This is a genomic window from Aurantiacibacter sp. MUD61 (assembly GCF_027912455.1).
Classification (GTDB): domain Bacteria; phylum Pseudomonadota; class Alphaproteobacteria; order Sphingomonadales; family Sphingomonadaceae; genus Alteraurantiacibacter.
Genome location: NZ_CP115446.1, coordinates 350,141 through 375,270 on the forward strand (window position 1 = coordinate 350,141; position 25,130 = coordinate 375,270).

The 25,130-nt window shown below is 60.7% G+C and carries 30 protein-coding genes; 8 read left to right on the forward strand and 22 right to left on the reverse strand.

The window, feature by feature from the left end; genetic code table 11:
* The first annotated feature begins 50 nt into the window (after positions 1–50).
* On the forward strand, positions 51–956 hold the full coding sequence (locus O2N64_RS01585) for a glycoside hydrolase family 16 protein (RefSeq protein WP_271078548.1): 906 nt from the start codon (positions 51–53) through the stop codon (positions 954–956).
* 10 nt (positions 957–966) lie between these two features.
* Here O2N64_RS01585 and O2N64_RS01590 read toward each other — a convergent pair whose 3' ends face one another.
* Entirely contained in the window at positions 967–1,857 is an 891-nt protein-coding gene (locus O2N64_RS01590; protein ID WP_271078549.1) for a DUF4238 domain-containing protein, read from the reverse strand.
* Between the two features lie 21 nt (positions 1,858–1,878).
* A complete protein-coding gene (hemF, locus tag O2N64_RS01595) occupies positions 1,879–2,736 on the reverse strand; it encodes an oxygen-dependent coproporphyrinogen oxidase (protein WP_271078550.1) in 858 nt (285 codons plus the stop codon).
* 130 nt (positions 2,737–2,866) lie between these two features.
* Between hemF and pdeM the strand changes: the two genes are divergently transcribed.
* Together pdeM and infC are read left to right on the forward strand one after the other, a co-directional pair.
* Positions 2,867–3,586 (forward strand): ligase-associated DNA damage response endonuclease PdeM, encoded by a 720-nt coding sequence (gene pdeM, locus O2N64_RS01600; protein WP_271078551.1) that lies wholly within the window; start codon positions 2,867–2,869, stop codon positions 3,584–3,586.
* 397 nt (positions 3,587–3,983) lie between these two features.
* Positions 3,984–4,502 (forward strand): translation initiation factor IF-3, encoded by a 519-nt coding sequence (infC, locus tag O2N64_RS01605; protein ID WP_197920562.1) that lies wholly within the window; start codon positions 3,984–3,986, stop codon positions 4,500–4,502.
* A 68-nt stretch (positions 4,503–4,570) separates the two neighbouring features.
* On the opposite strand, the gene O2N64_RS01610 is transcribed toward infC, so the two are convergent.
* From O2N64_RS01610 to O2N64_RS01625, 4 genes are all read right to left on the reverse strand, one after another.
* The gene (locus O2N64_RS01610) at positions 4,571–6,502 is read right to left on the reverse strand and encodes a S9 family peptidase (RefSeq protein WP_271078552.1); all 1,932 of its coding nucleotides are present in this window, start codon (positions 6,500–6,502) and stop codon (positions 4,571–4,573) included.
* An 88-nt stretch (positions 6,503–6,590) separates the two neighbouring features.
* Positions 6,591–7,253, reverse strand: a complete 663-nt coding sequence (locus tag O2N64_RS01615) for a hypothetical protein (RefSeq protein WP_271078553.1) — start codon at positions 7,251–7,253, stop codon at positions 6,591–6,593.
* A gap of 72 nt (positions 7,254–7,325) precedes the next feature.
* Positions 7,326–8,525 (reverse strand): pyrophosphate--fructose-6-phosphate 1-phosphotransferase, encoded by a 1,200-nt coding sequence (locus O2N64_RS01620; protein WP_271078554.1) that lies wholly within the window; start codon positions 8,523–8,525, stop codon positions 7,326–7,328.
* 46 nt (positions 8,526–8,571) lie between these two features.
* Positions 8,572–8,949, reverse strand: a complete 378-nt coding sequence (locus O2N64_RS01625) for a VOC family protein (RefSeq protein ID WP_271078555.1) — start codon at positions 8,947–8,949, stop codon at positions 8,572–8,574.
* A 71-nt stretch (positions 8,950–9,020) separates the two neighbouring features.
* Between O2N64_RS01625 and O2N64_RS01630 the strand changes: the two genes are divergently transcribed.
* The 3 genes from O2N64_RS01630 to O2N64_RS01640 all read left to right on the forward strand — a co-directional run bounded on the left by O2N64_RS01630 (position 9,021) and on the right by O2N64_RS01640 (position 13,068).
* Positions 9,021–10,451, forward strand: a complete 1,431-nt coding sequence (locus O2N64_RS01630) for an SLC13 family permease (RefSeq protein ID WP_271078556.1) — start codon at positions 9,021–9,023, stop codon at positions 10,449–10,451.
* A gap of 164 nt (positions 10,452–10,615) precedes the next feature.
* On the forward strand, positions 10,616–11,947 hold the full coding sequence (locus O2N64_RS01635; protein WP_271078557.1) for a cystathionine gamma-synthase family protein: 1,332 nt from the start codon (positions 10,616–10,618) through the stop codon (positions 11,945–11,947).
* A gap of 200 nt (positions 11,948–12,147) precedes the next feature.
* Positions 12,148–13,068 (forward strand): hypothetical protein, encoded by a 921-nt coding sequence (locus O2N64_RS01640; protein ID WP_271078558.1) that lies wholly within the window; start codon positions 12,148–12,150, stop codon positions 13,066–13,068.
* 9 nt (positions 13,069–13,077) lie between these two features.
* Here O2N64_RS01640 and O2N64_RS01645 read toward each other — a convergent pair whose 3' ends face one another.
* Positions 13,078–14,907 carry a sensor histidine kinase gene (locus O2N64_RS01645; protein WP_271078559.1) on the reverse strand — a complete coding sequence of 610 codons (1,830 nt, stop codon included), beginning with the start codon at positions 14,905–14,907 and terminating at the stop codon, positions 13,078–13,080.
* Between the two features lie 97 nt (positions 14,908–15,004).
* A complete protein-coding gene (locus O2N64_RS01650; RefSeq protein WP_271079694.1) occupies positions 15,005–15,538 on the reverse strand; it encodes a J domain-containing protein in 534 nt (177 codons plus the stop codon).
* A gap of 158 nt (positions 15,539–15,696) precedes the next feature.
* Here O2N64_RS01650 and O2N64_RS01655 point away from each other — a divergent pair, with 158 nt between their 5' ends.
* Positions 15,697–15,870: a hypothetical protein gene (locus O2N64_RS01655; protein WP_271078560.1), complete on the forward strand. Its 174-nt coding sequence runs from the start codon at positions 15,697–15,699 to the stop codon at positions 15,868–15,870.
* Between the two features lie 9 nt (positions 15,871–15,879).
* Here the strand turns inward: O2N64_RS01655 and pal are convergent, their stop codons facing one another.
* The 14 genes from pal to hisB all read right to left on the reverse strand — a co-directional run bounded on the left by pal (position 15,880) and on the right by hisB (position 24,475).
* Positions 15,880–16,401 carry a peptidoglycan-associated lipoprotein Pal gene (gene pal, locus O2N64_RS01660; RefSeq protein ID WP_271078561.1) on the reverse strand — a complete coding sequence of 174 codons (522 nt, stop codon included), beginning with the start codon at positions 16,399–16,401 and terminating at the stop codon, positions 15,880–15,882.
* 64 nt (positions 16,402–16,465) lie between these two features.
* Positions 16,466–17,869: a Tol-Pal system beta propeller repeat protein TolB gene (gene tolB, locus O2N64_RS01665; protein WP_271078562.1), complete on the reverse strand. Its 1,404-nt coding sequence runs from the start codon at positions 17,867–17,869 to the stop codon at positions 16,466–16,468.
* Positions 17,869–18,642, reverse strand: a complete 774-nt coding sequence (locus tag O2N64_RS01670; RefSeq protein WP_271078563.1) for an energy transducer TonB — start codon at positions 18,640–18,642, stop codon at positions 17,869–17,871. The genes tolB and O2N64_RS01670 overlap by 1 nt, the downstream gene beginning before the upstream one ends.
* 11 nt (positions 18,643–18,653) lie before the next feature.
* Positions 18,654–19,178: an ExbD/TolR family protein gene (locus O2N64_RS01675; protein ID WP_271078564.1), complete on the reverse strand. Its 525-nt coding sequence runs from the start codon at positions 19,176–19,178 to the stop codon at positions 18,654–18,656.
* Positions 19,179–19,886 carry a protein TolQ gene (gene tolQ / locus O2N64_RS01680; RefSeq protein WP_271078565.1) on the reverse strand — a complete coding sequence of 236 codons (708 nt, stop codon included), beginning with the start codon at positions 19,884–19,886 and terminating at the stop codon, positions 19,179–19,181.
* On the reverse strand, positions 19,883–20,278 hold the full coding sequence (locus O2N64_RS01685; RefSeq protein WP_333781570.1) for a YbgC/FadM family acyl-CoA thioesterase: 396 nt from the start codon (positions 20,276–20,278) through the stop codon (positions 19,883–19,885). The genes tolQ and O2N64_RS01685 overlap by 4 nt, the downstream gene beginning before the upstream one ends.
* A 148-nt stretch (positions 20,279–20,426) precedes the next feature.
* On the reverse strand, positions 20,427–20,804 hold the full coding sequence (locus O2N64_RS01690; RefSeq protein ID WP_271078567.1) for a histidine triad nucleotide-binding protein: 378 nt from the start codon (positions 20,802–20,804) through the stop codon (positions 20,427–20,429).
* Positions 20,804–21,121 carry a phosphoribosyl-ATP diphosphatase gene (locus tag O2N64_RS01695; protein WP_271078568.1) on the reverse strand — a complete coding sequence of 106 codons (318 nt, stop codon included), beginning with the start codon at positions 21,119–21,121 and terminating at the stop codon, positions 20,804–20,806. Before O2N64_RS01695 ends, O2N64_RS01690 begins: the two co-directional genes overlap by 1 nt.
* Before the next feature lie 48 nt (positions 21,122–21,169).
* Positions 21,170–21,346, reverse strand: a complete 177-nt coding sequence (locus tag O2N64_RS01700; RefSeq protein WP_271078569.1) for a PEP-CTERM sorting domain-containing protein — start codon at positions 21,344–21,346, stop codon at positions 21,170–21,172.
* A 159-nt stretch (positions 21,347–21,505) separates the two neighbouring features.
* Positions 21,506–22,270: an imidazole glycerol phosphate synthase subunit HisF gene (gene hisF, locus O2N64_RS01705; protein ID WP_271078570.1), complete on the reverse strand. Its 765-nt coding sequence runs from the start codon at positions 22,268–22,270 to the stop codon at positions 21,506–21,508.
* Positions 22,267–22,995, reverse strand: coding sequence for a 1-(5-phosphoribosyl)-5-[(5-phosphoribosylamino)methylideneamino]imidazole-4-carboxamide isomerase (gene hisA / locus O2N64_RS01710; RefSeq protein ID WP_271078571.1), 729 nt, complete (start codon positions 22,993–22,995; stop codon positions 22,267–22,269). The genes hisF and hisA overlap by 4 nt, the downstream gene beginning before the upstream one ends.
* On the reverse strand, positions 22,992–23,621 hold the full coding sequence (gene hisH / locus O2N64_RS01715) for an imidazole glycerol phosphate synthase subunit HisH (RefSeq protein WP_271078572.1): 630 nt from the start codon (positions 23,619–23,621) through the stop codon (positions 22,992–22,994). Before hisH ends, hisA begins: the two co-directional genes overlap by 4 nt.
* Positions 23,614–23,889 carry a hypothetical protein gene (locus tag O2N64_RS01720; protein ID WP_271078573.1) on the reverse strand — a complete coding sequence of 92 codons (276 nt, stop codon included), beginning with the start codon at positions 23,887–23,889 and terminating at the stop codon, positions 23,614–23,616. Before O2N64_RS01720 ends, hisH begins: the two co-directional genes overlap by 8 nt.
* A complete protein-coding gene (gene hisB, locus O2N64_RS01725) occupies positions 23,882–24,475 on the reverse strand; it encodes an imidazoleglycerol-phosphate dehydratase HisB (protein WP_271078574.1) in 594 nt (197 codons plus the stop codon). The genes O2N64_RS01720 and hisB overlap by 8 nt, the downstream gene beginning before the upstream one ends.
* A 118-nt stretch (positions 24,476–24,593) precedes the next feature.
* Between hisB and O2N64_RS01730 the strand changes: the two genes are divergently transcribed.
* Positions 24,594–25,106 (forward strand): SspB family protein, encoded by a 513-nt coding sequence (locus tag O2N64_RS01730; RefSeq protein WP_271078575.1) that lies wholly within the window; start codon positions 24,594–24,596, stop codon positions 25,104–25,106.
* The last annotated feature ends 24 nt before the right edge of the window (positions 25,107–25,130 follow it).

Genomic DNA, 25,130 nt, shown 5'->3' on the forward strand with positions numbered 1-25,130 from the left:
GCCGCAAGTGGGGGCGTGACAAGCGCGTTTCGTCGCGTTACACCGATGGAATGAGAACGTTCACATTCCCGCTCGCCGCGCTTACTGCGCCTCTCGCAGCTCTCGCCCTCACCGCTTGTGCGGCCGATGCCCCGGCGCAGGATGTCGCTTCATCATCCGATGGCCCTCGCGCGGATCGTGAGCTAATCTTCGCGGACGAGTTCAATTCCGGCGCGCTCGACCGGACCAAGTGGACGCCCATCGGCATGGACTTCTGGGTCAATGATGAAGAGCAGGCCTATGTGGACTCGCCAGAGACGATCCAGTTCGCTGACGGTGTAGATGGCGCCGATGGCGGCGTCCTGGTGCTCCGCCCGGTGTACCAGCCGGGTCAGGACACCAATGCAGAGCGCAATGCCGATTTCCTTTCGGGCCGGATCGAAAGCCTGGAGCACTTCACTTTCACCTATGGCCGCGCCGAAGCGCGCATCCGCATGCCCGATGCGCGCGGTGTATGGCCCGCCTTCTGGCTGCTCGCCGATGCGCCGTGGCCCTCCGAAGGCGAAATCGACATCATGGAATATGTGGGCGAAGCCGACTGGACCGGTGTCGCCGTGCATGGCCCCGGCTATTCCGGCGATATGGGAATTGCCGACCGGCAATATTTCACCGACGGATCGGACGTAACCGACTGGCACGTCTACGCCGTCGAGTGGAAGGAAGATGTGATCGAATTCTATGTCGACGACGTGCTCACCTTCCGCATCCCCAAGACCAACACCGAATTCTTCGGCGAATGGGTGTTCGACAACCCGCAAGGCGTGATTTTGAACTTCGCGGCAGGCGGCATCTACCCGCGCAAGATCAACGGTATCGAAGAGCCATACGTCGGCATGCCGCAAGAAACCGCAGACCGCATCGCAGCAGGCGAAATCGCGATGGAAGTGGATTGGGTGCGGGTTTACGGGGCTGAGTGAGAACGACTGATCAGTTTTGCCTATTCAAAATTTGCTCGCCAAAAGGCGGACGCAATTGTCTCCCAAATCTGTTTGAGATGAACCGTGTATGTCGTTCGGTGTCGGCGACAACAAAATGTCTAGCAGCGCCGACGGTTTGACGATTTATCGCTTCAAATAGAGGCTCTGGACCAATGGAGACCGCCTGATCTGCGAATCCCTTTTCAAAGAAACCTACAATGAGCGTATTGGGAGATAGAGGGAAGGCGAGATGCCCGTCCTTTTTCTTGAAGCCATTTGTCCTCGCAATCGGATCATCCGACAACAGCAAGGGATGCATGCCGTCTACTCGTCGAAAAAGTCTCCAATGCATGTTGGCGAGAAAATCGATTAGATTGTCGTTGACCATGTAATTTGCAAAGCTTCGATAAAAAGCGCGTTCGGGTGCGTTAGCTGGCTCTAAGCTTTCATATTCTTCGAAGGTCGGCGGATCGGCAGCGGTTCGAAGTTCACCATACTTTTCGCGAACTTCATCGCGGAGCCCAATATACTGCTTTACAGCTGCCTCGCGAGACGCAGCCAAGCTGTCTGGCGATCGATGCAATAGAGACAATATGAAGATCGCAAGCGTCGCTGTCTCTTCTCCATCTAGGGTTGGATTTGTCTCTTCATTCAACCGCGCAAACACTTTTGACGCTTTATCATCAAGTGGTTTGAAGAAAAGCTCTTCCAAACTCACATCCTGCCGGAGTCCTTCAGGTAGGTCATAGAGATTATAAAAGTAGCCAACGGACTTTGGTGGCTCACTGCGAATATCCAATTTGAGTCCGAATTTGCGATACCTTTTTACGAAACCATTTTCATCAGCCCATCTTTTGATCCAGAATTGAGGAATGTAATGATGACGTCGCGACTTCTGCATCGGTCTAGCGAGGTTCGGGTATCAACTCCAAACCGCCTCGGGCGGCAGGCTCATCAGGATCGCGTCGATATTGCCGCCGGTTTTCAGGCCGAACAGCGTGCCCCGGTCGTAGACGAGATTAAACTCGGCGTAGCGGCCGCGCCATTCGAGTTGTTGCAGCTTCTCTGCATCGGTCCATTCCTGCTCCATCCGTCCGCGCACCAGCTTTGGATAGATGTCGAGGAAAGCTTCGCCGACATCCTTGGTGAAGGCGAAGTTGCGGTCGAAGCTTGGGTCATCATCGCACTCGAGGTGGTCGTAGAATATGCCGCCAACGCCGCGGTGCACGCCGCGGTGGGGGATGTAGAAATAGTCGTCCGCCCATTTCCTGAAGCGATCGTAATAGGTCGGATTATGCGCTGAACACGCTGCCCGCAGGCGGGCGTGGAAGCGTTCGGTATCCTCTTCGTAAGGCAGCGCCGGATTGAGATCCGCGCCTCCGCCGAACCATGCAGCCTGTGTTGTCAGGAAGCGCGTATTCATATGCACATTGGGCACATGCGGATTGCGCATGTGCGCGACGAGTGAAATGCCGGTAGCGGTAAATTCGGGATGCTCCGCACTCGCGCCATTTACCTGATCGGCGAATTTTTCGGAGAAAGCGCCTGACACGGTCGAGACATTGACCCCGACTTTCTCGAACACCTTGCCCTTCATCAGACCCTGCGTTCCGCCGCCGCCATCGGTGCCATCCTCGGTCTCGCGGTCCCACTGCTTGTATTCGAAGCTCGCGTCCGAGCCCGCCTCGCGCTCGATCGCCTCGAATTCGGCGCAGATCCGGTCACGCAGGGATTCGAACCATTCGCGGGCCTCGGCAGTGTGTTTATTCCACTCGGTCATCATATCTCCGTTCGTGCTGAGCCTGTCGAAGCATGAATTCGCGGCGGTTGCAATTTCGCCCTTCGACAAGCTCAGGACGAACGGTGGAAAGGGGCTTGCGGATTTTCGTTGCGCGCGCCAATAGCCTCTCATGGTTCCCGTTTCGTTCGCCTTCCCCTTTTGCGGAGATGAATTCGTGCTCGTGCCGCAGGATGGCGGAGCGCGCGCGTTGTTCTGGCCGCGCGAGAATGCGCTGCTGGTGGCGGATCTGCACCTCGAAAAGGCGAGCTTTTACGCACGGCACGGGCAGATGCTGCCGCCTTATGACAGCCGCGAAACGCTGGAGCGGGTGGCCGATGCGATCCGCATTACCGGCGCACGGCGGCTTTATACGCTGGGCGACAATTTCCACGATTCGGACGGCTCGCAGAGGCTGGAGGAGCACGCCGCAGGAATGCTGAGCGCCCTCACCCGCGCGGTCGACTGGGTGTGGATCACCGGCAACCACGATCCGGCGATGGAGGCAAAATCGGGCGGCACCGTGGTCGAGGAGCTGGTGGTGGGCGGCACGGTCCTGCGCCACATCGCCAAGCGCGGGGAAACGCGGCCAGAGCTTTCCGGCCATTTCCATCCGCGCGTACAGGTAAAAATCCGCCAACGCCACATTCGGCGCCCCTGCGCGGTGGTGGGTCATAATGAGGACGCGACCTGCGGAAGGATGATACTACCGGCATTCGGCGCGCTCACTGGCGGCATGAACGCCGGCGATCCGGCAATCCTGAAAGCGCTGCAACCGGCGAGTGCCGTGGATGCGATTGTTCCGGCGGGCGAGAGACTGGCGCGCTTCCCGCTTTGGAGAGAGGCGGCTTGATATCTTTTGTTTAGCGAAGCCGCATCCGCGGCTTCGTCCTCGCTAGACGCGCTCCGCTACGCTACGCGCCCGCTGCGGGCGGCCGTTCGGCCTTGCGGGCTGGTCGCCCGTGCTCCGCGACGCCGATCGAATGGAGCGCTAGTTTCGCTGGCCATAGGTCAGCGACAGCGAGCGAACGCGAAGCCCGCAGGTTCCGCGCAGGCGGAACGCAGTCCCGCCGGAGCGAATAGCACCGAGGACGCGCCGACGGATGTCGGTGCGCAAAGACAATATCCTGAAATGGTTTTTTCGCTTGAACCGACACCCTCTAGCGTTCGCTCGCGTTCCTCACTACATAGACCTTGCAAACAACAACCATTTCAGGAGCAGCAACATACCACGTCCACCCCGCCGCAATATGGCACCGCCGGTCAAATCCGGCCCGAAATACGACAATTTCATTCAGTCCGAGAAGGTCCGCGTCATCGATGACGAGGGCGAGAATCTCGGCGTGATGTACACCAATGAGGCGATCGAGCAGGCTGCGGACAAGGGCCTGAATCTCGTCGAGGTTTCGCCCAATGCGAACCCGCCGGTGTGCAAATTCCTCGATGTCGGCAAGTATCGCTACGAAGCGCAGAAGAAGGCGAACGCCGCGCGCAAGACGCAGAAAACGCAGGACATCAAGGAAGTGAAGATGCGCCCGAACATCGACACGCACGATTACGATGTGAAGATGCGCAATGTGAACAAGTTCATCGACAATGGCGACAAGGTGAAAGTCACCCTGCGCTTTCGCGGACGTGAAATGGCGCACCAGCATCTGGGCATGGACCTGCTGAAGCGCGTCCAGGACGATGTGGCGGAAATTGCGAAGGTCGAAGCTTTCCCGCGCCTTGAAGGCCGCCAGATGCTCATGGTGCTGGCTCCGAAGTAAGCACTATCCGGCAACCGGATATGAAAAGGGCGGCCCCAGCGGGACCGCCCTTTTTCTTTGTCGCCCGATCACTCGGTGCCGACGTGCTCGTTGAGGAAAGTCAGATAGGCCTCTGACGCGGTGACACGGTTCTCGCGGCGGGCAAAACCGTGGCCTTCATCGGGGAAGAGGACATATTCCACCGGCACGCCATTGGCGCGGATCGCCTCGACCAGCTCGTCACTCTCAACCTGCAATACGCGCGGATCGTTGGCGCCCTGCACTACCAGCATGGGGCTGGTGATGTTATCCGCGTGGAATAGCGGAGAAATGGCGCGTAGCCGCTCGCCATCGGTCGCCGGATCGCCCAGCTCGTCATAGAGCGCATCGCGCTGCGGGCCCCACCAGGCGGGGATCGATTCGAGCGTGCGCACCCAGTTCGTCACGCCGAAGATGTTGATGCCCGCATCGAACACCTCCGGATGGAAAGCGAGCGCGGCGGCGGTCATATATCCGCCGTAGGAACCGCCTGCGATGGCGATGCGATCATCGGCAATCCAGTCGAGGCCCTGCAGGTAATCGGCAGAGGCGGTGACATCGCGCAAATCGGCATCGCCGTGGCGCTGGTCATCCATATGGAAGAAAGTCTTGCCATAGCCCGAGGAGCCGCGATTGTTGATCGCGTAAACAGCATAGCCATGGTTCACTAAGTGCTGGATCGCCGGATTGTAGCCACGACGGCTCTGCCCGCCCGGTCCGCCATGGACCCAGACCACGGCAGGTGCCGGATTGTCTGCACTCGCGCCTTGCGGGCGATAGAGAATCCCTGGGATCTCAATCCCGTCATAGCTGGCAAAGCGAAGCACACTGCTGTTCACCAGATCGCTCTCGTCAATTGCCGGATTGAGCGCGCTCGTCAGACGGCGGGTCTCTCCGGTTTCGAGGTTCGAGATGTAGAGATCGGTGGGCGACGTGTCGGTATTGGCCGAGAACAGCGCCATGCCTTCGTCCGGTGAGAAGCGGAAACCGCCCATATTGCCCTCGGGCACTCCATCGAGCGAAACCTCGCGGCCTTCCACCGTGTCGTAAAGCACCGCGTCGCTGGTGCCATCGCGATTGAAAGAGGTGATGCGATAGCGCCCGCTGTCCGAATAGCCGACATAGGATACGTCCCAATCGTCCTCGGCAAGCAAGGCACGCTCGCCAGTGCCGATGTCGTACGTCCAGCTTTGCGCGAATTCCCCGAATTCATTGGTGGAATAAATCACCTTGCTGCCATCGGCGCTGAAGCCCTGATCGCCATGCGATACATCGCCTTCATGCGGCGTGATGTGGACCGGTGACCGGTCGCCCTCCAGATCGACGAGATAGATATCGCTGTCCGAATTGGTGCGCACACTGGTGAGCAATTGATAGCGGCCGTCGGGTGATCGCGAGCCAAGGAAATAGCCGCCCGGATTCTCGAAAACGAGCTCGCGAGAATAATCGCTGGCCGAATAGCGGTAGACATCCGAGACCGACGCGTCGCGCTCATTGGTCTCAATGTAGAAATGGGTGCCTTCCTCGTTCCATCCGGCAAAGGTGGCGCGGGTTTCTTCACCCGGGGTCAAATCCTCGATCGAGCCATCCTCTTCGCGCACGAAGACATGGTTGCGCTCATTCCCTCCCGCATCGGCGGAAAAGAGTATCCGGCCATCGTTCGGGAAAGCGCTGGTGGCGCGGTAAGCATCGGTGGTCGAATTGGTCAGCTGCACCGGCTCACCGCCATCCACGGGCAGCCAATAGGCATTGAGCACGCCGCTCGCATCGCTGGTGATCAGCACGTGGTCGCCATCAGGCGAAAAGGCATGCGCGCTGCCACCGACGGAGCCGTAGCTGGTCGAGGTGTAGAATTCCTCCGCCGAATAGGTGCGCGCCGGTGCCTCTGCGGACATTTCCTGCGCTATGGCGGGCGTGGTGGCAATTGGCGCGGAAACGGCAAGTAAGCTGGCGGAAAGCAACAGCTTGAACGAATGCGGCATGATGAAATCTCTCCCGGTTCAGGTCCCGGAAGAAGGGTAAGCACTCATGCGCGAGGCGGCAATAGCCAGCCGCGCCACGCCGCCAGCATCAGATTATGTCGAAGTCGAGCAGCTCGAAACGCGCAGGGGCCGTCGCATAGACACCGTGACCACGTGCCCGAACCGACCCGAAAGTCATGCCCACCGTGCCGACACGCGCCAACATGTCGGAGAATTCGCGCGGATTGCGATTGCGGTTCGATCCCATCACCGAAATCCAGTTCTCGTCGAACATCACCGTCGCTTCGTGAACGCCTGGTGTCAGCTCGATCAGTGCATCGGTGGGCGAATACCAGCGTGAGAATTCCCCGCGACCCCGGCCACTCCAGTCATCTTCGTTTTCCTGCAGGTAGAGCGACAGCATTGCGGGCAGGTTCGGATGCTCCTGCGGCACGAAGCGTGCTCCGCCCCGCGCATCGATGCGAAAGCGGATGCGGATACCCCGCGCCCGGTCCAGCGGACCGCTTTGGCGGGTAATATAATGAACATGGCCATCGCGGCGGCGGGGGCCGGGAAAATCGAAATACCAGCCATCGCCCGTCACCGCGGGATGCGGCGGCATTCCAACCGAATAATTGCGTCCGCGAATGACCGGGCCGATTTCCCAATCATAGGCATAGCCGCGCCCGCCCTGTGCGAGGGCCAGCGAAGGGGCGACGCCAAGTGCGATGGCAGCGGAGCCGGTTGAGGCAAGAAAATGTCTGCGGTTCATGCCTTTGTTGTAGACGAAAGCGACTGATCGCAGACTGAACGATGCTGTTGTGAAACAGTCAGCTTCGCAGCGTCACCTCTGCCCCAGATCGCGCAGCAATTCGACAAACCACTCCTGCCCCGGATCGAAATGTTTGCCGCCCTTGATGCGTGAGAACTCTATTGAGCGAAGCTCATCGCCGCGCTCCTCATCCTGCCCGATTACGCCCGGCTCGCCGCTCAGCGCCGCATCGACCGCGCGATTGGTGCAGGCCTTGATCAGGGCGAGATCCGCTTCATTGGCAGGTGCCGAACGGGAGAAATAACCGCTCTTCTGGACCAGCACCTTTTCCGCGCCGACTGCCTCTGCCAGTTTCGTGGCGAACCACTGGCCTGGATTGACCTTGTCCAGCTTCACATGGCCGAATGCGTCGCGCGGCACCTCTTCTCCGGCGGCTTCCATCGCAGCGACGATTTCCTCGACGCCTGCGCCTTCGGAAATGAACAAATTCACCCCGTCCTGTGCATCCATCACGCGCTTGAGCCGCTCTGCCTCTGCCGCGATGTCGAATGCGCGCTCGGGAATGTAAACACCGTGCACATCCCAGCGGGCGGCCGCGTTCTCCGGCCATTCGGCAAAGGGCGCGCTTTTCACCCAGCTGTGGTGGGCAAAGGCTGTGGCAGCCGTCAGCCAGCCGCAATGCCGCCCCATGACTTCGTGCACGATGAGCATGCGCGGATTGGCCGAGTGTTCGGCGATGATATTGCGCGCATAGACCGCGCCCTGCTCCGCCGCCGTATAGGCGCCGGGCGACTGCTTGATGGGGATCACATCATTGTCGATGGTCTTGGGCAGTCCGACCACGGTGAGGTCGTAATCATTGGCTTTGAGATAGGCTGCAAGGTCTGCCGCAGCGGTATTGGTATCGTCGCCGCCGATAGTGTGGAGCACATCGACACCGTCCTTCGTCAGCTGGCGAGCGGCGACCGCGAGCGGATTCTCGCCTTCCTTCACCAGTCCGCGCTTTACGCAGTCTTCGACATTGGTGAGCTTCACGCGGCTGTTACCGATGGGGCTGCCGCCAAAGGCATGGAGCCGCCCGGCCGTCTTGCGCACCTTGTCCGGCACCTCGACATAATCGCCCGTCAGCAATCCGGCATAGCCATTGCGGTACGCGATCAGCCGGATGTTCGGTGCAACCTCGGTATAGCGTTCGATCAGCCCGCCAACGGCAGAGGAAAGACACGGCGCAAGGCCGCCTGCGGTAAGCATTGCAACGGTTTTGGTAGCCATGGAGTGCGTTGTGCCAAGCGAAGCGGCGCGACGCTAGGGGGAATAGCTATGCAGGCTCCCAGAGCTCGATCGGATTCCCGTCGCAATCCACGATCCGGGCGAAATCGCCGACGCCGTCCATGCTTTCGCGGTGGGAATGCTCGATGCCAGCGGCGGCGAGACTGGTGAGGATCGCTTCCAATCCCTCGACCCGAAGGTTGAGCATTACTTGCCGGTCGCCCTGCCAGTAATCGCTATCGGCCTTGAAGCCGGCAAATACAGTAGGCCCCGCGTCCTGCATCCACACCCACTCGCCTGAAGGCGTGGGCTGTCCGCTTTCGGTCGCGGTAATGCCGAGGTGATCGCGATACCAAGCCGCCAGTCTTGCGGGGTCTGCCGAGCGGATGAACAATCCGCCAATCCCCAGAACCTTTCCTTCCGCCATCGCATCCTCCTTGCCGCTGGTGCCCGATTGCCTAGAAGGTATCGCAGATTGCGCGGGAGGGACAGCATCGCATGACTGCAGAACGCATAGCCTTCTGGCTTGGCCCGGCGCTGTTCGCGCTCACCCTGCTGTTGCCTGCACCAGAGGGCATGGGCGATCCGGCCTGGAATGCCGCGGGTCTTGTCGCATGGATGGCGAGCTGGTGGATGACGCAGGCAGTGCCGCTTCCGGTAACAGGCCTGCTGCCCTTCATCATCGCGCCGTTCTTTGGCGGCGGGACTGCGCGCGAAGTTGCCTCCGACTATTACTCGCCCATCATCTTCCTGCTGCTGGGCGGTGCGTTTATCGCGCTCGCCATCGAGCGGACCGGTCTGCACAAGCGCCTCGCCGCTTGGATTCTCGACCGGATCGGCGGGCGCGGCGGCGAATTCGGGCTGCTGCTCGGCTTTATGATTGCGGCTGCGATCCTGTCGAACATCATCAGCAATACCTCCACCGCGCTGATCATGATGCCGATGGCCTTGGCCGTGCTGGCGGGAGGGATCGTGGATGATGAAGACACCCCGCATACCGAAGGCTTGTTCGGGGCTCTGCCGATGGGCCTGGCCTTTGCCGCGAGTATCGGTGGTCTAGGCACCATCATTGGCTCCCCCACCAATGCCATCGGCGCGGATTTGCTGCGCGAGATTTCGGGTGTCGAGATCACCTTTGCCCGGTGGGCTCTCTTAGGCGTGCCAATCGTGGTGATCGGCATTCCGATTGCTGCGGCAATCATCGCCAAGGTGCAGCGCATTTCCGCTCATCCCTTCGACATACCAGCGGCGCGCGCCGCAATCGATCCACCGGGGGATTGGAGCAGCGCTGAACGGAGGCTGGTGCCCGTGATCGCGATTGCCTTTCTCGCTTGGATGCTGCGTGGCTTTGCCGCACCTCACCTGCCCGAGGGCGCGATCACCGACGGAACAATTGCCATCGCTGCCAGTCTCGCCCTGTTCGTGCTGCCCGATGGATCCGGTCGCCGACTGCTCGAATGGAAAGAAGCGGATCGAGCACCGTGGGGCGTGCTGCTGATGTTCGGGGGCGGACTGGCGCTTGCTGGCACGATGATGCGCACCGGCCTTGCGGACTGGCTGGGCAATGCCCTTCTTCCGCTTGCAGGGGTCCCGCTTTTCCTGATCGCGCTGGCGCTGGTGGCGATGGTCGTGCTGATTACCGAATTTGCCAGCAATGTCGCGACAGCGAGCGGCATCATGCCCGTGGTCGCCGCGCTGGCCGTGGCGATTGGCGGCGATGCGGATACGGTGTTGCTGCTCGCCATGCCCGTCGCGCTGGCAGCAAGCTGGGGCTTCGTCCTCCCCGCCGGAACGGGGCCGAATGCCATCGCGTGGTCGACCGGTCGCATAGCCCTTCCACGCTTGATCAAGGCGGGCCTGACCCTCGATCTCATCGGCATTTTCGTGATCGTTGGCGTGGTTTTCGCAATCGCTCCAGTGCTCGGCTGACAAGGCGGGGAGCAAGACTTGCGCAGAATCGTTACCGCTTATAATTACGCCTGAAACTATCGCTACCCGGCGGAGAAGCGTTCCTGCGGAGGTTAGGAACGGGAGCCCCGGTGGCCGATCCAGCCCCTGCCTTCCTAGGGGTGAGACCAAGGAAGGAGCCAATCATGGCCGACAAGAAGGACGACCCGCTAGGCGCCGTCACCACCCCTACCCCGCGCCGCAAGCCAAAACCCGAAATCACCGAAATCGGCGGTCGCCCGATGAAGCCCAGCACGCTGATGATGGGCCACGGTTTCGACCCGGCCCTTTCCGAAGGTTCGCTAAAGGCGCCGATCTTCCTCACCAGCACCTTTGCATTCGAGAATGCTGCGGCGGGCAAACGCCATTTCGAAGGCATCACCGGCAAGCGCCCGGGCGGCGCGGAAGGCCTTGTCTATTCGCGCTTCAATGGGCCGAACCAGGAAATCCTCGAAGATCGCCTCGCCATCTGGGACGGTGCAGAGGATGCACTGTGCTTCTCCAGCGGCATGACGGCGATTGCCGTGCTGATGCTGGCCGCGTGTAACGCTGGCGATGTGATCGTGCACTCCGGGCCGCTTTATGCAGCATCCGAAGGTTTCGTCGCCAAGGTCATGGCGAAATATGGCGTGACCTATATCGCATTCCCGGCAGGCGCGACGCGTGAAGAGCTGGACGATGTGATGGCCCGCGCCAAGGCTCAGGCGGAAGAGCAAGGCGGCGAAGTGCCGCTCATCTATCTCGAAAGCCCCGGCAACCCGACCAACGCTCTGGTCGATATCGAAGCGGTGAAGGAAGCGCGCGATGCGCATTTCGACCCCGATCGCTGCCCGATCGCCATCGATAACACTTTCCTCGGCCCGATTTGGCAGCGCCCGCTCGATCATGGCGCAGACCTCGTCGTCTACTCGCTGACCAAATATGTCGGTGGTCATTCGGATCTTGTGGCCGGCTCCGTCTCGGGCGCGAAGAAGTGGGTCGATGCGATCCGCGCGCTGCGCAACACGATGGGCGGCATCGCCGATCCACACACCGCATGGATGCTGCTGCGTTCGCTGGAAACGGTCGAACTGCGCATGCAGCGCGCCGGAGAGAACGCGGCCAAGGTGTGCGAATTCCTGAAAAGCCACCCCAAGGTGGAAGGCCTCGGCTATCTCGGCATGATCGAGGATGAGCGCCAGAAGGACATCTACGATCGCCATTGCCTTGGCGCGGGTTCCACCTTCTCGGTCTTCATCAAGGGCGGTGAGGCGGAATGCTTCCGTTTCCTCGATGCGCTGAAAGTCGCGAAGCTCGCGGTCAGCCTCGGCGGCACCGAGACGCTCGCGAGCCACCCGGCCAGCATGACTCACCTCTCGGTTGCCGAAGGCCGCCGTGCGGAATTGCGCATCACCGATAATCTGGTGCGCATTTCCATCGGCATCGAAGATCCGGACGATCTGATCGCCGACTTCGAACAGGCGCTGGAAGCGGTATAATCGCTGCGGCACCTTTCTGAATGGGGCGGACGCCCGCGCGTCTGCCACGGCGCGCGGGATCGCCTCTTCGTCGGCCCAACTTGCCGAACATGGGAAAGAGCGGCAAACGCCGCTTGCCCCGCCGCTGTCCAGACAGCTAAGGGAAAGCTTCGATAGTGCATGGACACTCACAAACTTTCAGGAATCGGACGGGAAATAGCGTGATCCGGAAAATCGGTCTTCTCATCGGTGTTGCAGCTTGCGGCGCAATGGTCACTTCATGCGGCGGCGATGATACGCCCACCCCAACGCCGACGGACAGCGGAACGGCAACGCCGACACCGACTCCCAGTTCGGGCGTCATCAATTTTGATTTCGCCGCCGATTTCGTCGCGACTTCTGCCAACACCAGCGCAATTGTCGCGTATTTTACGCCCGATGGCGGCGTCGAATTCTTCAATGATGCGACGCGCATCAACGGCAACAGCGGCATCGACTATGACGCCGACCCCAACAGCGTGACCATCGGCTATCCGGAGCAATCGACGACCACCACTTTCGATGCCGCCGATCTGGTCAGCAGCTCTGCCACGCAGCGCGTCTATCAGGACGGCGATCTGGGCCTCACGCTTGATTTGCCCTTCACCCACATCCTTCGCGCAACGCTGGAAACCGACAACCAGGATTTCACCCGCGATACCGTTGATGGAACCCTGCGTAGCCAGCGCGTGACGGCATTCTTCCAGGTCTCTGCCGACGATACGGACATCACGTCGAACCTCACGTACACAGGCGATCCGCTGGTCGTTGGCGGCGAGGAAGGCGTGACTGCGCCTGATGTCCTTTCCGCTCCGCAAGTGACTTTCACCATCACGCCCGGAACCGATGACACCATCACCGGTACGATTACCATTTTTGAGACCGTGAACAATGTTCAGGTCCAGGTCGCCGAACTCGATTTCAGTGCGACTGTATTAGCTAGCAATACTTTCAGCGGCACGATTGAAGACACCAATTTTGACCTGACGGGTGAGTTTGCCGGTGCGCTTTCGGGTCCGAACCGGGATGAACTCTTCATCACCTTCGTCGCATTCAATGCGGATGATAATCGCACCTTCCTGGGCAATATCATCGCTGATTGATCACGTCTGCTAAGCGTCGGATCTCGCGAAGCGGGAAGAGGATCGGTCAGGCGTCAGCCTACCGCCCTCTCGCAGATTGCGGGTGCTGGCGGAAGGCCAGTGGTCAATCGAATTGATGTCTTCGGCGTAGTGCTCATCGGACTGGGGACTTTCATCCATAGTGCGATGTGGCGCAGTTTCTTCCGCTCCTTCAATAGCATTCTCGGCTTCGCGGCTAGGAATACTGACGGTAAAGGTTGAGCCTATCGTCTCCTTCGAGACGACCTGAATTGTGCCACCCATCAGGCGCACCAGATCGGCAGAAATCGCCAGCCCCAGCCCCGATCCGCCGTAGCGCCGTGCGGTGCCCTGATCGAGCTGCTCAAACAGCCCGAAGATGCGCCCGAGATGCTCCTCCGGCACACCGATGCCGGTATCTCGCACCGAAATCATCAGCCGATCATCGCGCGTGCGCGCGCGCAACTCGACTTCCCCGCGATCGGTGAATTTCACCGCATTCCCGATGAGGTTGAGCAGCACCTGCCGCAGCCTGAAGGGATCGCCACGGGCATACTGCCGGACCGAGGGATCAATATCGCAGTGAAGCGCGATCCCCTTTTTCTGCGCTGTGCCGCGAAACATCTCGGCACTTTCGCGCAGTACGCGGTGCAGATCGAAATCCTGCTCCTCCAGCACCATCTGCCCGCTTTCGATCTTCGCAAAATCCAGGATGTCGTTGAGCAGCCGCGTCATGCTGCCGCCCGAATTGGCGATATGCTCGACATATTCGCGCTGTTGCGGGTCAAGCCGTGTCTGCAACAGGAGGTCGGTAAACCCGATGACGCCGTTCATCGGTGTGCGAATTTCGTGGCTCATGCTGGCGAGGAAGCGCGACTTGGCCTCTGCCGCTTCCACCTTGTGCCGCAGCAATGATGCAATGGGCAGACCCACAGCAAAACTGCTGGCGAGGAAGAGCTGCAACACCATCGCCTTTTCACTGACCGACCCGTCGACGAGATTGATCGGCCCCCTGCCAAGGCTGGTGGCAATCACCGCGACGAGGGCGAGATTGATGATGGCGATGGCGTTGCCAACAGGCCCCAGCCGCACCGCATAGAGGATCACCAAGGGCGCATCGAGGAACAGGAAGGGATAGTCCGTCTGCCAGAAGGTGTAGAAGCTGACCGCGGTTCCGAAAGCGATGATCAGCATGGCCTCGCCCAGCTTGGCACGTGTCAATTGATCGCGGCGCTTCCATGCCTTGATCAGGATCGAACTGGCAGGGACAATCAGCAGTAGCCCCAAAGCGTCCGCGCGTGTCCAGACGAGCCACATCGACCATAGGCCCGCCAGGCCATCGGGCGCGATAAACAGGCTCGCCACAAGGCCAGAGCACGATGCTGCGACAATCGCGGTTCCTGTGTAGATCAGGATCTCCCGCGTTCCGGTGAAGTCGGGATTGACCACCGCAAAGCGCTGCATCCCGTAAAGGACGATCAGCACTTCGATCTGATTGGCTACGCCTAGACCGGTCGCGAAGAACAGCGAATCTCCCACGTGAAGGTTGGCCGCAATATTGCCCGCCAAAGCCGACAGCATGAACACAGGGATATGCCGTTCGCGGCTATGCAGTAGCAGGACGAGCAAGGCGGCATTGGGCATCCAGACTGCCGCAATCCGCCCGCTTTCCCGGGTCAGCGAAATACCGAAGGATGCTAGGAGGCCAAATCCGGCGAAGACCAGCGATGCGATCAGTGCCAGTCGAAGAATGCGCTGCGATGCTTCCACCGGCGACAAACCGACGGGCACGGCTGACACCATGCCATGCGTTGCGCGGTTGATCGGACTATGCACACCCATCGTGCTGATGCTCCTTGGTAAGGGCATCGCCTAGGGTAGTGGCGGAAAATTTGGGCTGAGCGCGGGCCCTGGTAAAACTGCGTAGGGCCGAGCCTGGTCAGCCCTTCCACTCGCGCCGTTCTTCGGCCGCTTTGAGGACTTCATAGGCAAGCTGCAGCTTCTGGAATTCCTCCGCCGCAGCTTCATCGCCGGGCTTCACGTCGGGGTGGACTTTCTTTGCGCGCGCACGCCATTCGCGCTTGATCGCATCGAAATCGGCGTCCGCTTCCAGTTCGAGCACTTCGAGTGCGCGCATCTCATCGGCGCTGCGCGATCCATCGCCGCTCCCGCCCCAGCCGTAATGCTGTGCTTCGGCATAGCCGGCGTTCTCGGTCTGCTCGGATTTGGCGCGCTTGGCGGCCTCTTCCTTGTCGAGCCCTTCGAAATAGTCCCAGCCCTTATTGTATTCCGCTGCGTGACGCTGGCAGAAATACCAGCGATCCTTGCTGTTGGGGCTCTTGGGCGCGGGGCAATCGCCCTTTTCCTCGCACCCGTGCCGGTCGCACAGGCGCACGGTTGCCGCCTCGCGGCTATCTTCATAGCCACGCCAGCGCGGGAAGCCCCAGTCGTTCGACCGACGCGATCCGACCATTATCGAATAATCCAAGTCATGGGCATCCAACGCCTATAGGCCAGCAAAGTGCCCTATGTAACCCGGTCTGTTTGGCCGGGTGGACGGGTTGAGGGAACGATTTGGCAAGCAATATGTTGCATTGCAGCAAACCGAGACGACGAAGGACAAGGTACACCGTGAGCAAACAGCTGGCCATTTCTGCAACGGCATCGCTTTTCGCGATGATGGCGTTCGTGCTGATTGCCACCCCTTCCCACTCGGATCGTGCGAGCATTGCCAAGAACGAAACAGGCGCGACAATCGAAATTGCCGCGCCCGCTTTCGACCGGGCTCTCCCGATCAGTCATTAATTTCGCCGGTCAGCGCGTGATCATCACCGTGACTGCACGGCGGTTGCGCGCCCAGGCGGTTTCGTTGGACCCCGTGGCCACCGGGCGTTCCTCGCCATAGCTAACCGTGTTGAGGCGCGATTCCGGCACGCCGAGGCTCACTAGATAGTTCTTTGCGGCATTGGCGCGGCGCTCACCCAGGGCGAGGTTATAATCGCGCGTGCCACGCTCGTCCGCATGGCCTTCCACGGTCGCGCGGGCATTGGTGTATTGCAGCAGGTATTCGGCCTGACGGCGCAGCGCCGTCGCATCCTCTGAATCGATATTATAGCGATCGGTGTCGAAATAGATCGTGTCCGCGCCCATCATCGCATCGGCGAAATGCATTTGCGAGCCGGGTTGCGGGCCGGCAGGCGTGGTAGCCGTCGGCGTCGGCGTGGGGTTGGTCACAACATCCTGCGGAGGATCGGGAGTGACTTCCGGCGGCTGCCGGTTACAGGCGGCGAGCGCCAGAGCGCTGGAAACAGTAAGGGCGATAGCAATGCGATTCATGTTTTGGCTCTCCTTGAACCTATGAAATGGACTCTTTTCGCGGCCCAATGGGGATATAACGCATTTACGGCAAAACCGGTCCCCAGGCCGGATCTGACGCGCCAACCGGCGTGCGCAAGCGGCGTTCGTTGTCACCGGTCAGGTCCACCTGCCAGATGCTCGTATCGCCGGAATTGCGCTCCGTCCGGAAGAACTGGATGATGCGGCCGTTGGGCGCCCAGGTGGGCCCTTCATCGTGCCATGCATTGGTGAGCTGGCGCATATTGCGCCCGTTCGGGTTCATTACCGCGATGCGAAAATCGCCTGCGATATGCGTGAAGGCGATCTGGTCTCCGCGCGGGCTCCATTCGGGCGTGGCGCAGCGCCCGCCGAAGAAGCTGATGCGGCGCTGGTTGGAGCCATCCGCATCCATGACATAGCATTGCTGCGCGCCGGACTGGTCGCTTTCAAACACGATCTGGCGGCCATCAGGCGAATAAGAGCCACCCACTTCAATCGCCGGACCGGAGGTTAGACGCTCCGGTCGACCTGAACCATCCGAGCGCACGCGGTAAATGTCGGTATTGCCGGAAACAGCCATCGAATAGAGGATATAGCGGCCATCCGGGCTCCAGCGCGGGGCGAAGGTTGCATTGGGGCTTTCGGTAACCAGCTGCTGGCGACCGCTATCGATGTCATAGACATAAATGCGCGGGTTGCCGTCCACATAGGACAGATAGGCAATACGCGAATAATCGGGCGAGTAGCGCGGGCTGAGCGCGGTCGACTGGCCATTGGTGATGAAGCGGTGGTTGGCGCCGTCGCTATCCATGATGGCGAGCCGCTTGACGCGGTTATCCTTGGGCCCGGTCTCCGCAATGTAGGCGATACGGCTATCGAAGAACGGGTCTTCGCCCGACAGGCGGGAATAGACGAGATCGGCACAGCGGTGTGCCGCACGGCGCCACTCGGCAGGAGCTACAACCCAGCCCTCGCGCACAAGCTCGGTCTGCAAGGCCACGTCGTAAAGGTAGCAGCCGACCGTCAACCGGCCATCGTCATTCGCGCGGACAAATCCGTGCACCAGCATTTCAGCCGACCGGCCCTGCCACGTGCCGAACGCGGGCGCGGTAATCTGGTCATAGCTGGGGCGCGGCAAAGCGTCTGGGCCGACCGGGCGGAACAGGCCATTGAAGCGCAGATCGTTGTAAACAACGCGTGCTAGCTCAAGGCCAAGAGCCTCGGTACCGGAAGAATTGGCGGGCGTTGCCACATCGCGATTGGTGGCGAACGCAGCAATAGCGATGCCAAGATCCTGCCAAGCAGAGTCGTCGGTCACCGTGCCACGCAGCGGGCCATCATCCTGATCGGCCACCGCTTCAGGCTCGCCATCCTGCGAGGCCATCGTCGCCGGATCGAGATCGTCCTGCGCCATGGCCGGTGTGCCGAAAAGCAATGCGGCGACGGCAAGTGAACTCAAGATACGCATTACAATCTCCGGTCGAAATCCCATTCCAGATCGTCCCACCGACTATAGAACTGGTCTGGCAAGTTGAAAGGTGCAGCAAGCTGGACCGCGCGAATGGCGCGCTCGCAATGCAACGACGCCTGCGGACGGTTGCTGTCATTTATTCCACGCTGCGTCACACACCTCGGGCGGCCAGAAAGCGAACCATCTCGGTTGAGACGCCAAGAGACGACTGTAACCAGCTGATCCACATCCACTCCCGACGGCGCGCTCCAATGCGGACGCAATTGCCGCGTGATGGCAGAAGCCAGGGCAGCGCGCTCCTGCGGGCCAAAGTTGGCAGCAGGTGCTCCGCGGCTCCCCTCACCTGCGCCGGTATTCGGCAGGAAATTGTCGTCAAGCCGGCTGCCACGCGGTCGCTGCGATGCTGTCGCGCTGGGCGTTGGTGCGGGTGTCGGGCGCGTCGTCGGACGGGTTGTCGGGGCAACGCGGGGCGTCGTCGTCGGGGCAACTCTTGGCTCGGGCGGCGGCACGGTGACCGCTTCCGCCGGTTCAGGAAGATCGGCGATTTCCGGCGCGAGGCTCGCCGCCGATTCAACCGCTGGATCGGGTGCAGTGGATTCCAGGCTGACTTCTGTCGCAAGCCTCACTTCCACCCGGTCTGCCGGTGGGGGAATATCAAGGTCACGCTGCTGCGCCATCCACATCAGCCCGCCCGCCAGCGCGATATGCGCCACCACGGCTACACCGATGCCGATGCGTTCTTCCGTGGACTGGTGGGCGAGTGCGGCCATAATCTCTCGGGCTATTCGGCTGCGCCTGAACCGGGCGTTACCGCCACGGCTTCAAGTTCGCCGCCAGCGTCAGCGGGCGCCGTATCCTCAGCCGGAGCCGCGCCGCTGGTGGTGATCAGCGAGATCGAGTTGAAGCCTGCGCGATTGAGCTCACCCATCACCGCCATTGCCCGGCCCCAGTCGATCGCGCGATCGGCGCGCAGATTAACGAGCGGACGCTCGGCTCCCTCTGGCCCCGCAATGCTGTCGAGGGCTTGCGGCAATGCTCCGGGTTCGATCTGCACATCGTCGATATAGACAAACCCTGCGCTATCGATTGCGACGGTCACCTGGTCAGGCTCCTGATCCACCGGATTGGCGCGGCTTTCCGGCAAGTCCACAGGAACGCCGCTGGCGAGCAATGGCGCGGTGACCATAAAGATAATCAGCAGCACCAGCATCACGTCCACAAACGGCGTGACGTTGATTTCGGCCATGGGCGCGCGGCGCGAACCGCGCCCTCGTCCTTTCCTGCCGCCGGTCATTCCCATCGCCATTTAGACGGTTTCCATTTCGCGGCTCACCTGCGCATGCACACGGTCGGCAAAGCGGGTGAGACGGGCTTCGAAGCCATTCACGGTGTTCGACAGGCGGTTGTAAGCGATCACCGCAGGGATAGCGGCGAACAGGCCGATCGCAGTCGCAAACAGTGCCTCGGCAATACCCGGAGCGACCACGGCGAGCGAAGAGTTCTGCTGCAAGCCGATCTGGAAGAAGCTGTTCATGATGCCCCAGACGGTGCCGAACAGGCCCACGAACGGCGCGACCGAACCGACGGTGGCGAGAAAGTTGAGGCGATTGGCAAGCTTGTCCGATTCCAGCGCGACCTGCCCTTCCATCGCCTGCGCCACGCGGTTGCGCGCCGCTTCCTTGTCACGCAGGCCAGCCTTGTGGCTGCGGCGGAATTCGCTGATCCCGGCGGCGGCCACGCGGGCAGACGCATTGTCATTCTGGCGGCGCGTATCGAGCAGGCCATCGACATCATCGTCGGACCAGAAGCCCTTTTCGAACGCATCGCATTTGCGCTTCGTATTGCCCATTTTCAGCGTGAAACCGACAATGATCGCCCAGACCCAGATGGAGGCCAGCACCAGCCCGACGATCACCATCTGGACGACAATATCCGCCTGCATGAAGAGTTCGATCGGATCGAGCCGTGTGGGGGCGCTGGCGGCTCCGGCGGAGAGAGTATCAAGCAGGCTCATTCAGTGTCTTTCTGGACAAATGTTTCAAAAGCTTCGCGCCACTGCGCTGGCTGGCGCTTGGGCCGGCCATCGCTGGACAGGAAAGCGGCGACGATATCGACTTCAGCCAGAAGCTCATCATCGCGGTAGATTTTCTGCACCATATTGCAGCTTGCCGCACGCACGGCATCGCAGGTGGTGACGACAGTCAGCACATCGTCCAGCATGGCCGGGCGGCGCCATTTGATATTCGCTTCGGAGACGGCATAGAAACCCTCACCCGCGCCATGCGCTTTACGCTGATCGATACCGAGAAGGCGCAGGATGTCGCTACGCGCACGCTCGCACCATTTCAGATAATTGGCGTGATAGGCGATGCCGGACAGGTCGGTATCCTCAAAGAAAACACGCACCGGATAAAGGTGTCGTGACCCATCGATAACCCCCGAGGGTGGCTGTATTTGCTCATCCATATCTGAACGGCTGCTTACAAGTGCGAGCGGCGAAGCAAAAGAGGGTTAATCGCCGAGCCGAGTCATTCCGGCGACAGTCCGACACGATCTACCGCGCCAGCATCGGCCCCAGCGGTCCGCCGCCAAACAGATGGACGTGCAGATGCGGCACTTCCTGGCCGCCATTGCGCCCAATATTGGCGAGCAGGCGATAGCCGCGCACCACCAGTCCGCGATCGCGCGCGACATGGCCCACCGCCCTGACGAAGCCCGCGATTTCCTCTGCCGATGCCTTGGCCGAGAAATCATCCCAGCTGACATATTCGCCCTTCGGGATCACCAGGATGTGCACATCCGCCTGCGGATTGATGTCATGAAAGGCGAGCGCATGCTCATCTTCATAGACTTTGTTGCAGGGAATTTCCTCGCGCAGGATTTTCGCGAAGATGTTGTCGGGATCGTAATCCGCAGTCGGATCGATTGCCATCAGTCAGAGGTCCTCGCAGCTTTTTCTTCGATGCCGGAAACGCCTTCGCGGCGATCCAGTTCGGCCATTACATCGGATAGGGACACGCCCTTCGCGCCGAGCAGCACGAGCAGGTGGAACAGCAAATCCGCCGCCTCGCCGGTCAGCTCCGCATCGCTGCCGGTCAGCGCGGCAATTATCGTCTCGGTCGCCTCTTCGCCCACTTTCTCGGCGATTTTGGGCAAGCCCTTGGCGTTCAGTTTCGCGACGTAACTCGCATCGGGCGACGCGCTGCGCCGCTCGGCAATCGTGGTTTCAAGTCGGGATAGGGTGTCCATTGACCGAGCAATGGGGAGACGGCGTGCCTGCGTCAAGCAGGTATCGGATCAGTCCTCTTCGCCATCCGATTTGCGCATCGACAAACGACGTCCGATGATGACGCCGAGCACACCGAGCGCAAACAGCGTGGCGCTCGATCCTTCGGGGATTTGCGCGGGCGTCGCAGCATAGGCCGGAGCACTTGCAGTGAGCGCGAAAATTGCGAGGAAAAGCCGGGTGAGCATGGCGCGCAAAGTCTGCGCTTTTCGCTTTGCGCACAATGGCCGCGCGGGCCCTGTCCCGTTGCGGGACCGCGCCGCTGCAAAGCGTAAAAACATGTATCGGATAGAGGCTCAAACGCGCCTCGGAACAAGCGCCAGTGGCCGGTGATTCAGCGCGCCTTATCAGCTGCTTCGTGCGGGCAAGCCTGCAGCGCGCAGGGCCGCATGCGCCTCCGCAATTGTGTGCGTACCGAAGTGAAAAATACTCGCTGCGAGCACCGCGCTCGCACCGCCCTCGGTCACGCCTTCAACCAGATGCTGCAAATTGCCGACTCCGCCGCTCGCGACGACCGGCACACTCACGGCATCGGCGATGGTGCGAGTGAGCTCCAGATCGTAGCCCGCCTGCGTCCCATCGCCATCCATGCTGGTGACGAGCAATTCGCCCGCGCCAAGCTCTGCCAGCTTCACCGCGTGCTCCAAAGCATCGATGCCCGTTTCGCGCCTGCCGCCATGGGTAAAGATTTCCCATCGACCGTCAGCGACCTTGCGCGCATCGACCGAGGCTACCGCGCACTGGCTGCCCATCCTGTCCGCGATATCGGCCATTATCTCGGGTCGCTTCACCGCGGCAGAGTTCACCGCAACCTTGTCTGCGCCAGCGAGGAGCAGCTTGCGCGCATCCTCAACGCTACAAACGCCGCCGCCCACGGTTAGCGGCATAAAGCACACCTCCGCCGTGCGCCGCACGATATCGAGCAGTGTTCCGCGCCCTTCATGGCTCGCCGAAATATCGAGAAAGCAAAGCTCGTCCGCTCCTGCAGCGTCATAGGCCTGCGCCTGCTCCACCGGATCGCCCGCATCCTTGAGATCGACGAAATTGACACCCTTCACAACGCGCCCATCGGCGACGTCGAGACAAGGGATGACACGGATGCGGACGGTCATTGCCGGTTCGCCATCGCAATGGCCGTCGCCAGATCCAGGCGGCCTTCATACAGTGCCCGCCCCGTAATCACGCCCTCGATGCCCTGGTCCGCCTGCAGCGCGAGCATGTGGATATCGTCCAGCCCCTTCACGCCGCCGCTGGCAATCACCGGGATGTCCACGCTGCGCGCCAGTTCGACCGTTGCCTGCACGTTGCAGCCCTTCAGCAGGCCGTCGCGCCCGATATCGGTGAACAGAAGGCTGGCAACGCCTGCATCCTCGAACCGGCGGGCCATGTCCTCGACCGGGACGTCGGAGACTTCGGCCCAGCCCTCGGTTGCAACCATGCCATCGCGCGCGTCCACAGCGACAACGATGCCACCTTCCCACTCGCGCGCCATTTCCTTCACGAATTCAGGGTTTTTGAGCGCGGCGGAGCCCATCACGATGCGCGCCACGCCAAGGTTGAACCAGCCTTCCACGCCCGCCGCATCGCGAATGCCGCCGCCCAGCTGCACATAGCCGGGAAAGGCCTCGACAATCGCTTCCACCGCCTCGCGGTTCTTGGTTTCACCGGCAAAGCTGCCATCCAGATCGACGACATGGACATGCTCGGCTCCGGCTTCTGCGAACAGCATCGCCTGGGCCGCGGGATTGTCTCCATAGACGGTGGCGCGGTCCATATCGCCTTCGGCCAGCCGCACGACTTCGCCGCCTTTCAGGTCGATTGCCGGAAAAATGATCATGGTTTCCACTCCAGGAAGCGGCCGAGCAGGTCCAGCCCATAGCGCTGGCTTTTTTCAGGGTGAAATTGCACGCCGAGGATATTGTCCCGCGCCACCGCCGCGACAAGGCCGCCGCCATGATCTGTCATCGCTGCGATGTCTCGGCCATTATCAGGCTGGAAATGGTAGGAATGGAGGAAATAGGCCTCGCCTTCGTCCACCAGCTCGCTGCCATCGCCGTGATGAGCATGGACCACATCGTTCCACCCCATGTGCGGCACCTTGATGTTCGGATCGGTGCGTTCGATGAGTCTGACCTCACCCGGTATCCAGTCGAGCCCCTCATGCACGCCGTGTTCCAGTCCGCGGCTCGCAAGCAATTGCATGCCGACACAAATGCCGAGGAAAGGCACGCCGTCTTCGATCACACGTGCATTGAGCGCCTCGACCATGCCAGGGATCGCCCAGAGGCCGTTCCTGCAAGCGCCGAAAGCACCGACGCCCGGCAGCACGATACGCTTCGCGCCGCGCACGAGATTGGGATCATCGGTAACGGCAATATGCTCGGCCCCCGCCGCTTTCAGCGCGTTGTGGACCGAATGAAGATTGCCTGCACCGTAATCGATCAAGGCGATGGCTTCAGCCATTGCTATGATCCTTCGCGTACGCATCAGCCAAGGGCTCAATCACAGCCGCGTCGCCGCTGAGGCTAGTGCCGAGGAAGCCATCAAAGCAAACCTCTACCCGCTCTCCATTATGCATGGTGAACGTCATCCAAAACTGGTCGGTGATAGCACCAGCTAAAGTCATGCCTTCCTGCTCGTGATCGCGGCGCGCGCCTTGCCGTCGGAGGAAATCACATACACGATTGAAGCTATATCCATCGCCTTGGGCTGCGACGATGACTTCAGCCACCGAGCTGCCCCTTGGTAGACGGCACGGCGCCGCCTTTGCGCGCATCGAGCTCTACCGCCTGCCGCATGGCGCGGGCAAAGCCCTTGTAGATACTTTCGCAGATGTGGTGATTGTTTGAACCGTACAGCTGCTGGATATGCAGCGTCAGCCCGGCGGTCTGCGCCACCGATTGGAACCAGTGCTCGATGAGCTCTGTATCCCATTCGCCAAGCTTTTCCTGCGTGAAGCGCGCCTTGAACACGCACCACGGGCGGCCAGAAATGTCGACAACGACGCGGCTCAGCGTTTCATCCATCGGCGAATGCGCTTCCCCGTAGCGACCGATGCCGCCCTTATCGCCCAGCGCTTCTGCCAGCGCCTGACCCAGTGCGAGCGCGCTGTCTTCTGTCGTGTGGTGCTGGTCGATATGCAGGTCACCATCGACGGTCATCGTAACGTCGATCAGCGAATGGCGGCTGAATTGCTCGACCATGTGATCGAGAAAGCCGATCCCTGTGGAAATGTCATAGGTCCCCGTCCCGTCGAGATTTACCTCGACCAGGATTTTGGTTTCCTTCGTATTCCGCTCTATTTTGCCTGTGCGCATAAGGTTGAGCCTATAGGCGGATCAGTGCTCGGCGCAAGCCGACAAAAGACCGTGCGGACGGGGATTGCCGATGATTTGCGGCTTGACCTGCACCCTCGCCGCCGCCACCTATCTGCCTATGAGCGACGATACGCCCGATAGCATGATCCCCTACGATGAAATCGTGCAGGAAGCCCTGCGCGCCGTGGTTGGCCGGGTGCTTGGTTCGATAGAGGAAACGGGCGGCACGCTTCCCGGTAGCCATCATTTCTACATTACGTTCAAGACTGCGGCTCCCGGTGTAGACATCCCCGCCAGCCTGCATGAGCGTTTCCCCGATGAAATGACCATCGTGCTGCAGAACAAGTTCTGGGATTTGAACGTGACGGACACGGGCTTTTCGGTCGGGCTCAGCTTCAACCAGATCCCGTCCAAGCTTTCGATCCCCTTCTCTGCCATCACCGCCTTCGTTGATCCGGCTGTCGATTTTGGCCTGCAATTTCAGGCCTCTGTCGAGGACGTCGAACCAACCGAGCACGAAGATGCGGAGAACGATGGCAGCGGCGATGCGGAACAAGGCGACGCATCAGACATTGCTCATAGTGAAGACGGTTCAAACGTCGTGACGGTCGATTTCGGCCGGAAGAAATAGGCACGGGGCCACGTATGCCCCGCA

Excerpts from the sequence above, each read along its gene's own strand:
- O2N64_RS01585 (WP_271078548.1), top strand. The coding sequence starts at position 51 with ATGAGAACGTTCACATTCCCGCTCGCCGCGCTTACTGCGCCTCTCGCA.
- O2N64_RS01590 (WP_271078549.1), bottom strand. The coding sequence starts at position 1,857 with ATGCAGAAGTCGCGACGTCATCATTACATTCCTCAATTCTGGATCAAA.
- hemF (WP_271078550.1), bottom strand. The coding sequence starts at position 2,736 with ATGACCGAGTGGAATAAACACACTGCCGAGGCCCGCGAATGGTTCGAA.
- pdeM (WP_271078551.1), top strand. The coding sequence starts at position 2,867 with ATGGTTCCCGTTTCGTTCGCCTTCCCCTTTTGCGGAGATGAATTCGTG.
- infC (WP_197920562.1), top strand. The coding sequence starts at position 3,984 with ATGGCACCGCCGGTCAAATCCGGCCCGAAATACGACAATTTCATTCAG.
- O2N64_RS01610 (WP_271078552.1), bottom strand. The coding sequence starts at position 6,502 with ATGCCGCATTCGTTCAAGCTGTTGCTTTCCGCCAGCTTACTTGCCGTT.
- O2N64_RS01615 (WP_271078553.1), bottom strand. The coding sequence starts at position 7,253 with ATGAACCGCAGACATTTTCTTGCCTCAACCGGCTCCGCTGCCATCGCA.
- O2N64_RS01620 (WP_271078554.1), bottom strand. The coding sequence starts at position 8,525 with ATGGCTACCAAAACCGTTGCAATGCTTACCGCAGGCGGCCTTGCGCCG.
- O2N64_RS01625 (WP_271078555.1), bottom strand. The coding sequence starts at position 8,949 with ATGGCGGAAGGAAAGGTTCTGGGGATTGGCGGATTGTTCATCCGCTCG.
- O2N64_RS01630 (WP_271078556.1), top strand. The coding sequence starts at position 9,021 with ATGACTGCAGAACGCATAGCCTTCTGGCTTGGCCCGGCGCTGTTCGCG.
- O2N64_RS01635 (WP_271078557.1), top strand. The coding sequence starts at position 10,616 with ATGGCCGACAAGAAGGACGACCCGCTAGGCGCCGTCACCACCCCTACC.
- O2N64_RS01645 (WP_271078559.1), bottom strand. The coding sequence starts at position 14,907 with ATGGGTGTGCATAGTCCGATCAACCGCGCAACGCATGGCATGGTGTCA.
- O2N64_RS01650 (WP_271079694.1), bottom strand. The coding sequence starts at position 15,538 with ATGGTCGGATCGCGTCGGTCGAACGACTGGGGCTTCCCGCGCTGGCGT.
- pal (WP_271078561.1), bottom strand. The coding sequence starts at position 16,401 with ATGAATCGCATTGCTATCGCCCTTACTGTTTCCAGCGCTCTGGCGCTC.
- tolB (WP_271078562.1), bottom strand. The coding sequence starts at position 17,869 with ATGCGTATCTTGAGTTCACTTGCCGTCGCCGCATTGCTTTTCGGCACA.
- O2N64_RS01670 (WP_271078563.1), bottom strand. The coding sequence starts at position 18,642 with ATGGCCGCACTCGCCCACCAGTCCACGGAAGAACGCATCGGCATCGGT.
- O2N64_RS01675 (WP_271078564.1), bottom strand. The coding sequence starts at position 19,178 with ATGGCGATGGGAATGACCGGCGGCAGGAAAGGACGAGGGCGCGGTTCG.
- tolQ (WP_271078565.1), bottom strand. The coding sequence starts at position 19,886 with ATGAGCCTGCTTGATACTCTCTCCGCCGGAGCCGCCAGCGCCCCCACA.
- O2N64_RS01690 (WP_271078567.1), bottom strand. The coding sequence starts at position 20,804 with ATGGCAATCGATCCGACTGCGGATTACGATCCCGACAACATCTTCGCG.
- O2N64_RS01695 (WP_271078568.1), bottom strand. The coding sequence starts at position 21,121 with ATGGACACCCTATCCCGACTTGAAACCACGATTGCCGAGCGGCGCAGC.
- O2N64_RS01700 (WP_271078569.1), bottom strand. The coding sequence starts at position 21,346 with ATGCTCACCCGGCTTTTCCTCGCAATTTTCGCGCTCACTGCAAGTGCT.
- hisF (WP_271078570.1), bottom strand. The coding sequence starts at position 22,270 with ATGACCGTCCGCATCCGTGTCATCCCTTGTCTCGACGTCGCCGATGGG.
- hisA (WP_271078571.1), bottom strand. The coding sequence starts at position 22,995 with ATGATCATTTTTCCGGCAATCGACCTGAAAGGCGGCGAAGTCGTGCGG.
- hisH (WP_271078572.1), bottom strand. The coding sequence starts at position 23,621 with ATGGCTGAAGCCATCGCCTTGATCGATTACGGTGCAGGCAATCTTCAT.
- hisB (WP_271078574.1), bottom strand. The coding sequence starts at position 24,475 with ATGCGCACAGGCAAAATAGAGCGGAATACGAAGGAAACCAAAATCCTG.
- O2N64_RS01730 (WP_271078575.1), top strand. The coding sequence starts at position 24,594 with ATGAGCGACGATACGCCCGATAGCATGATCCCCTACGATGAAATCGTG.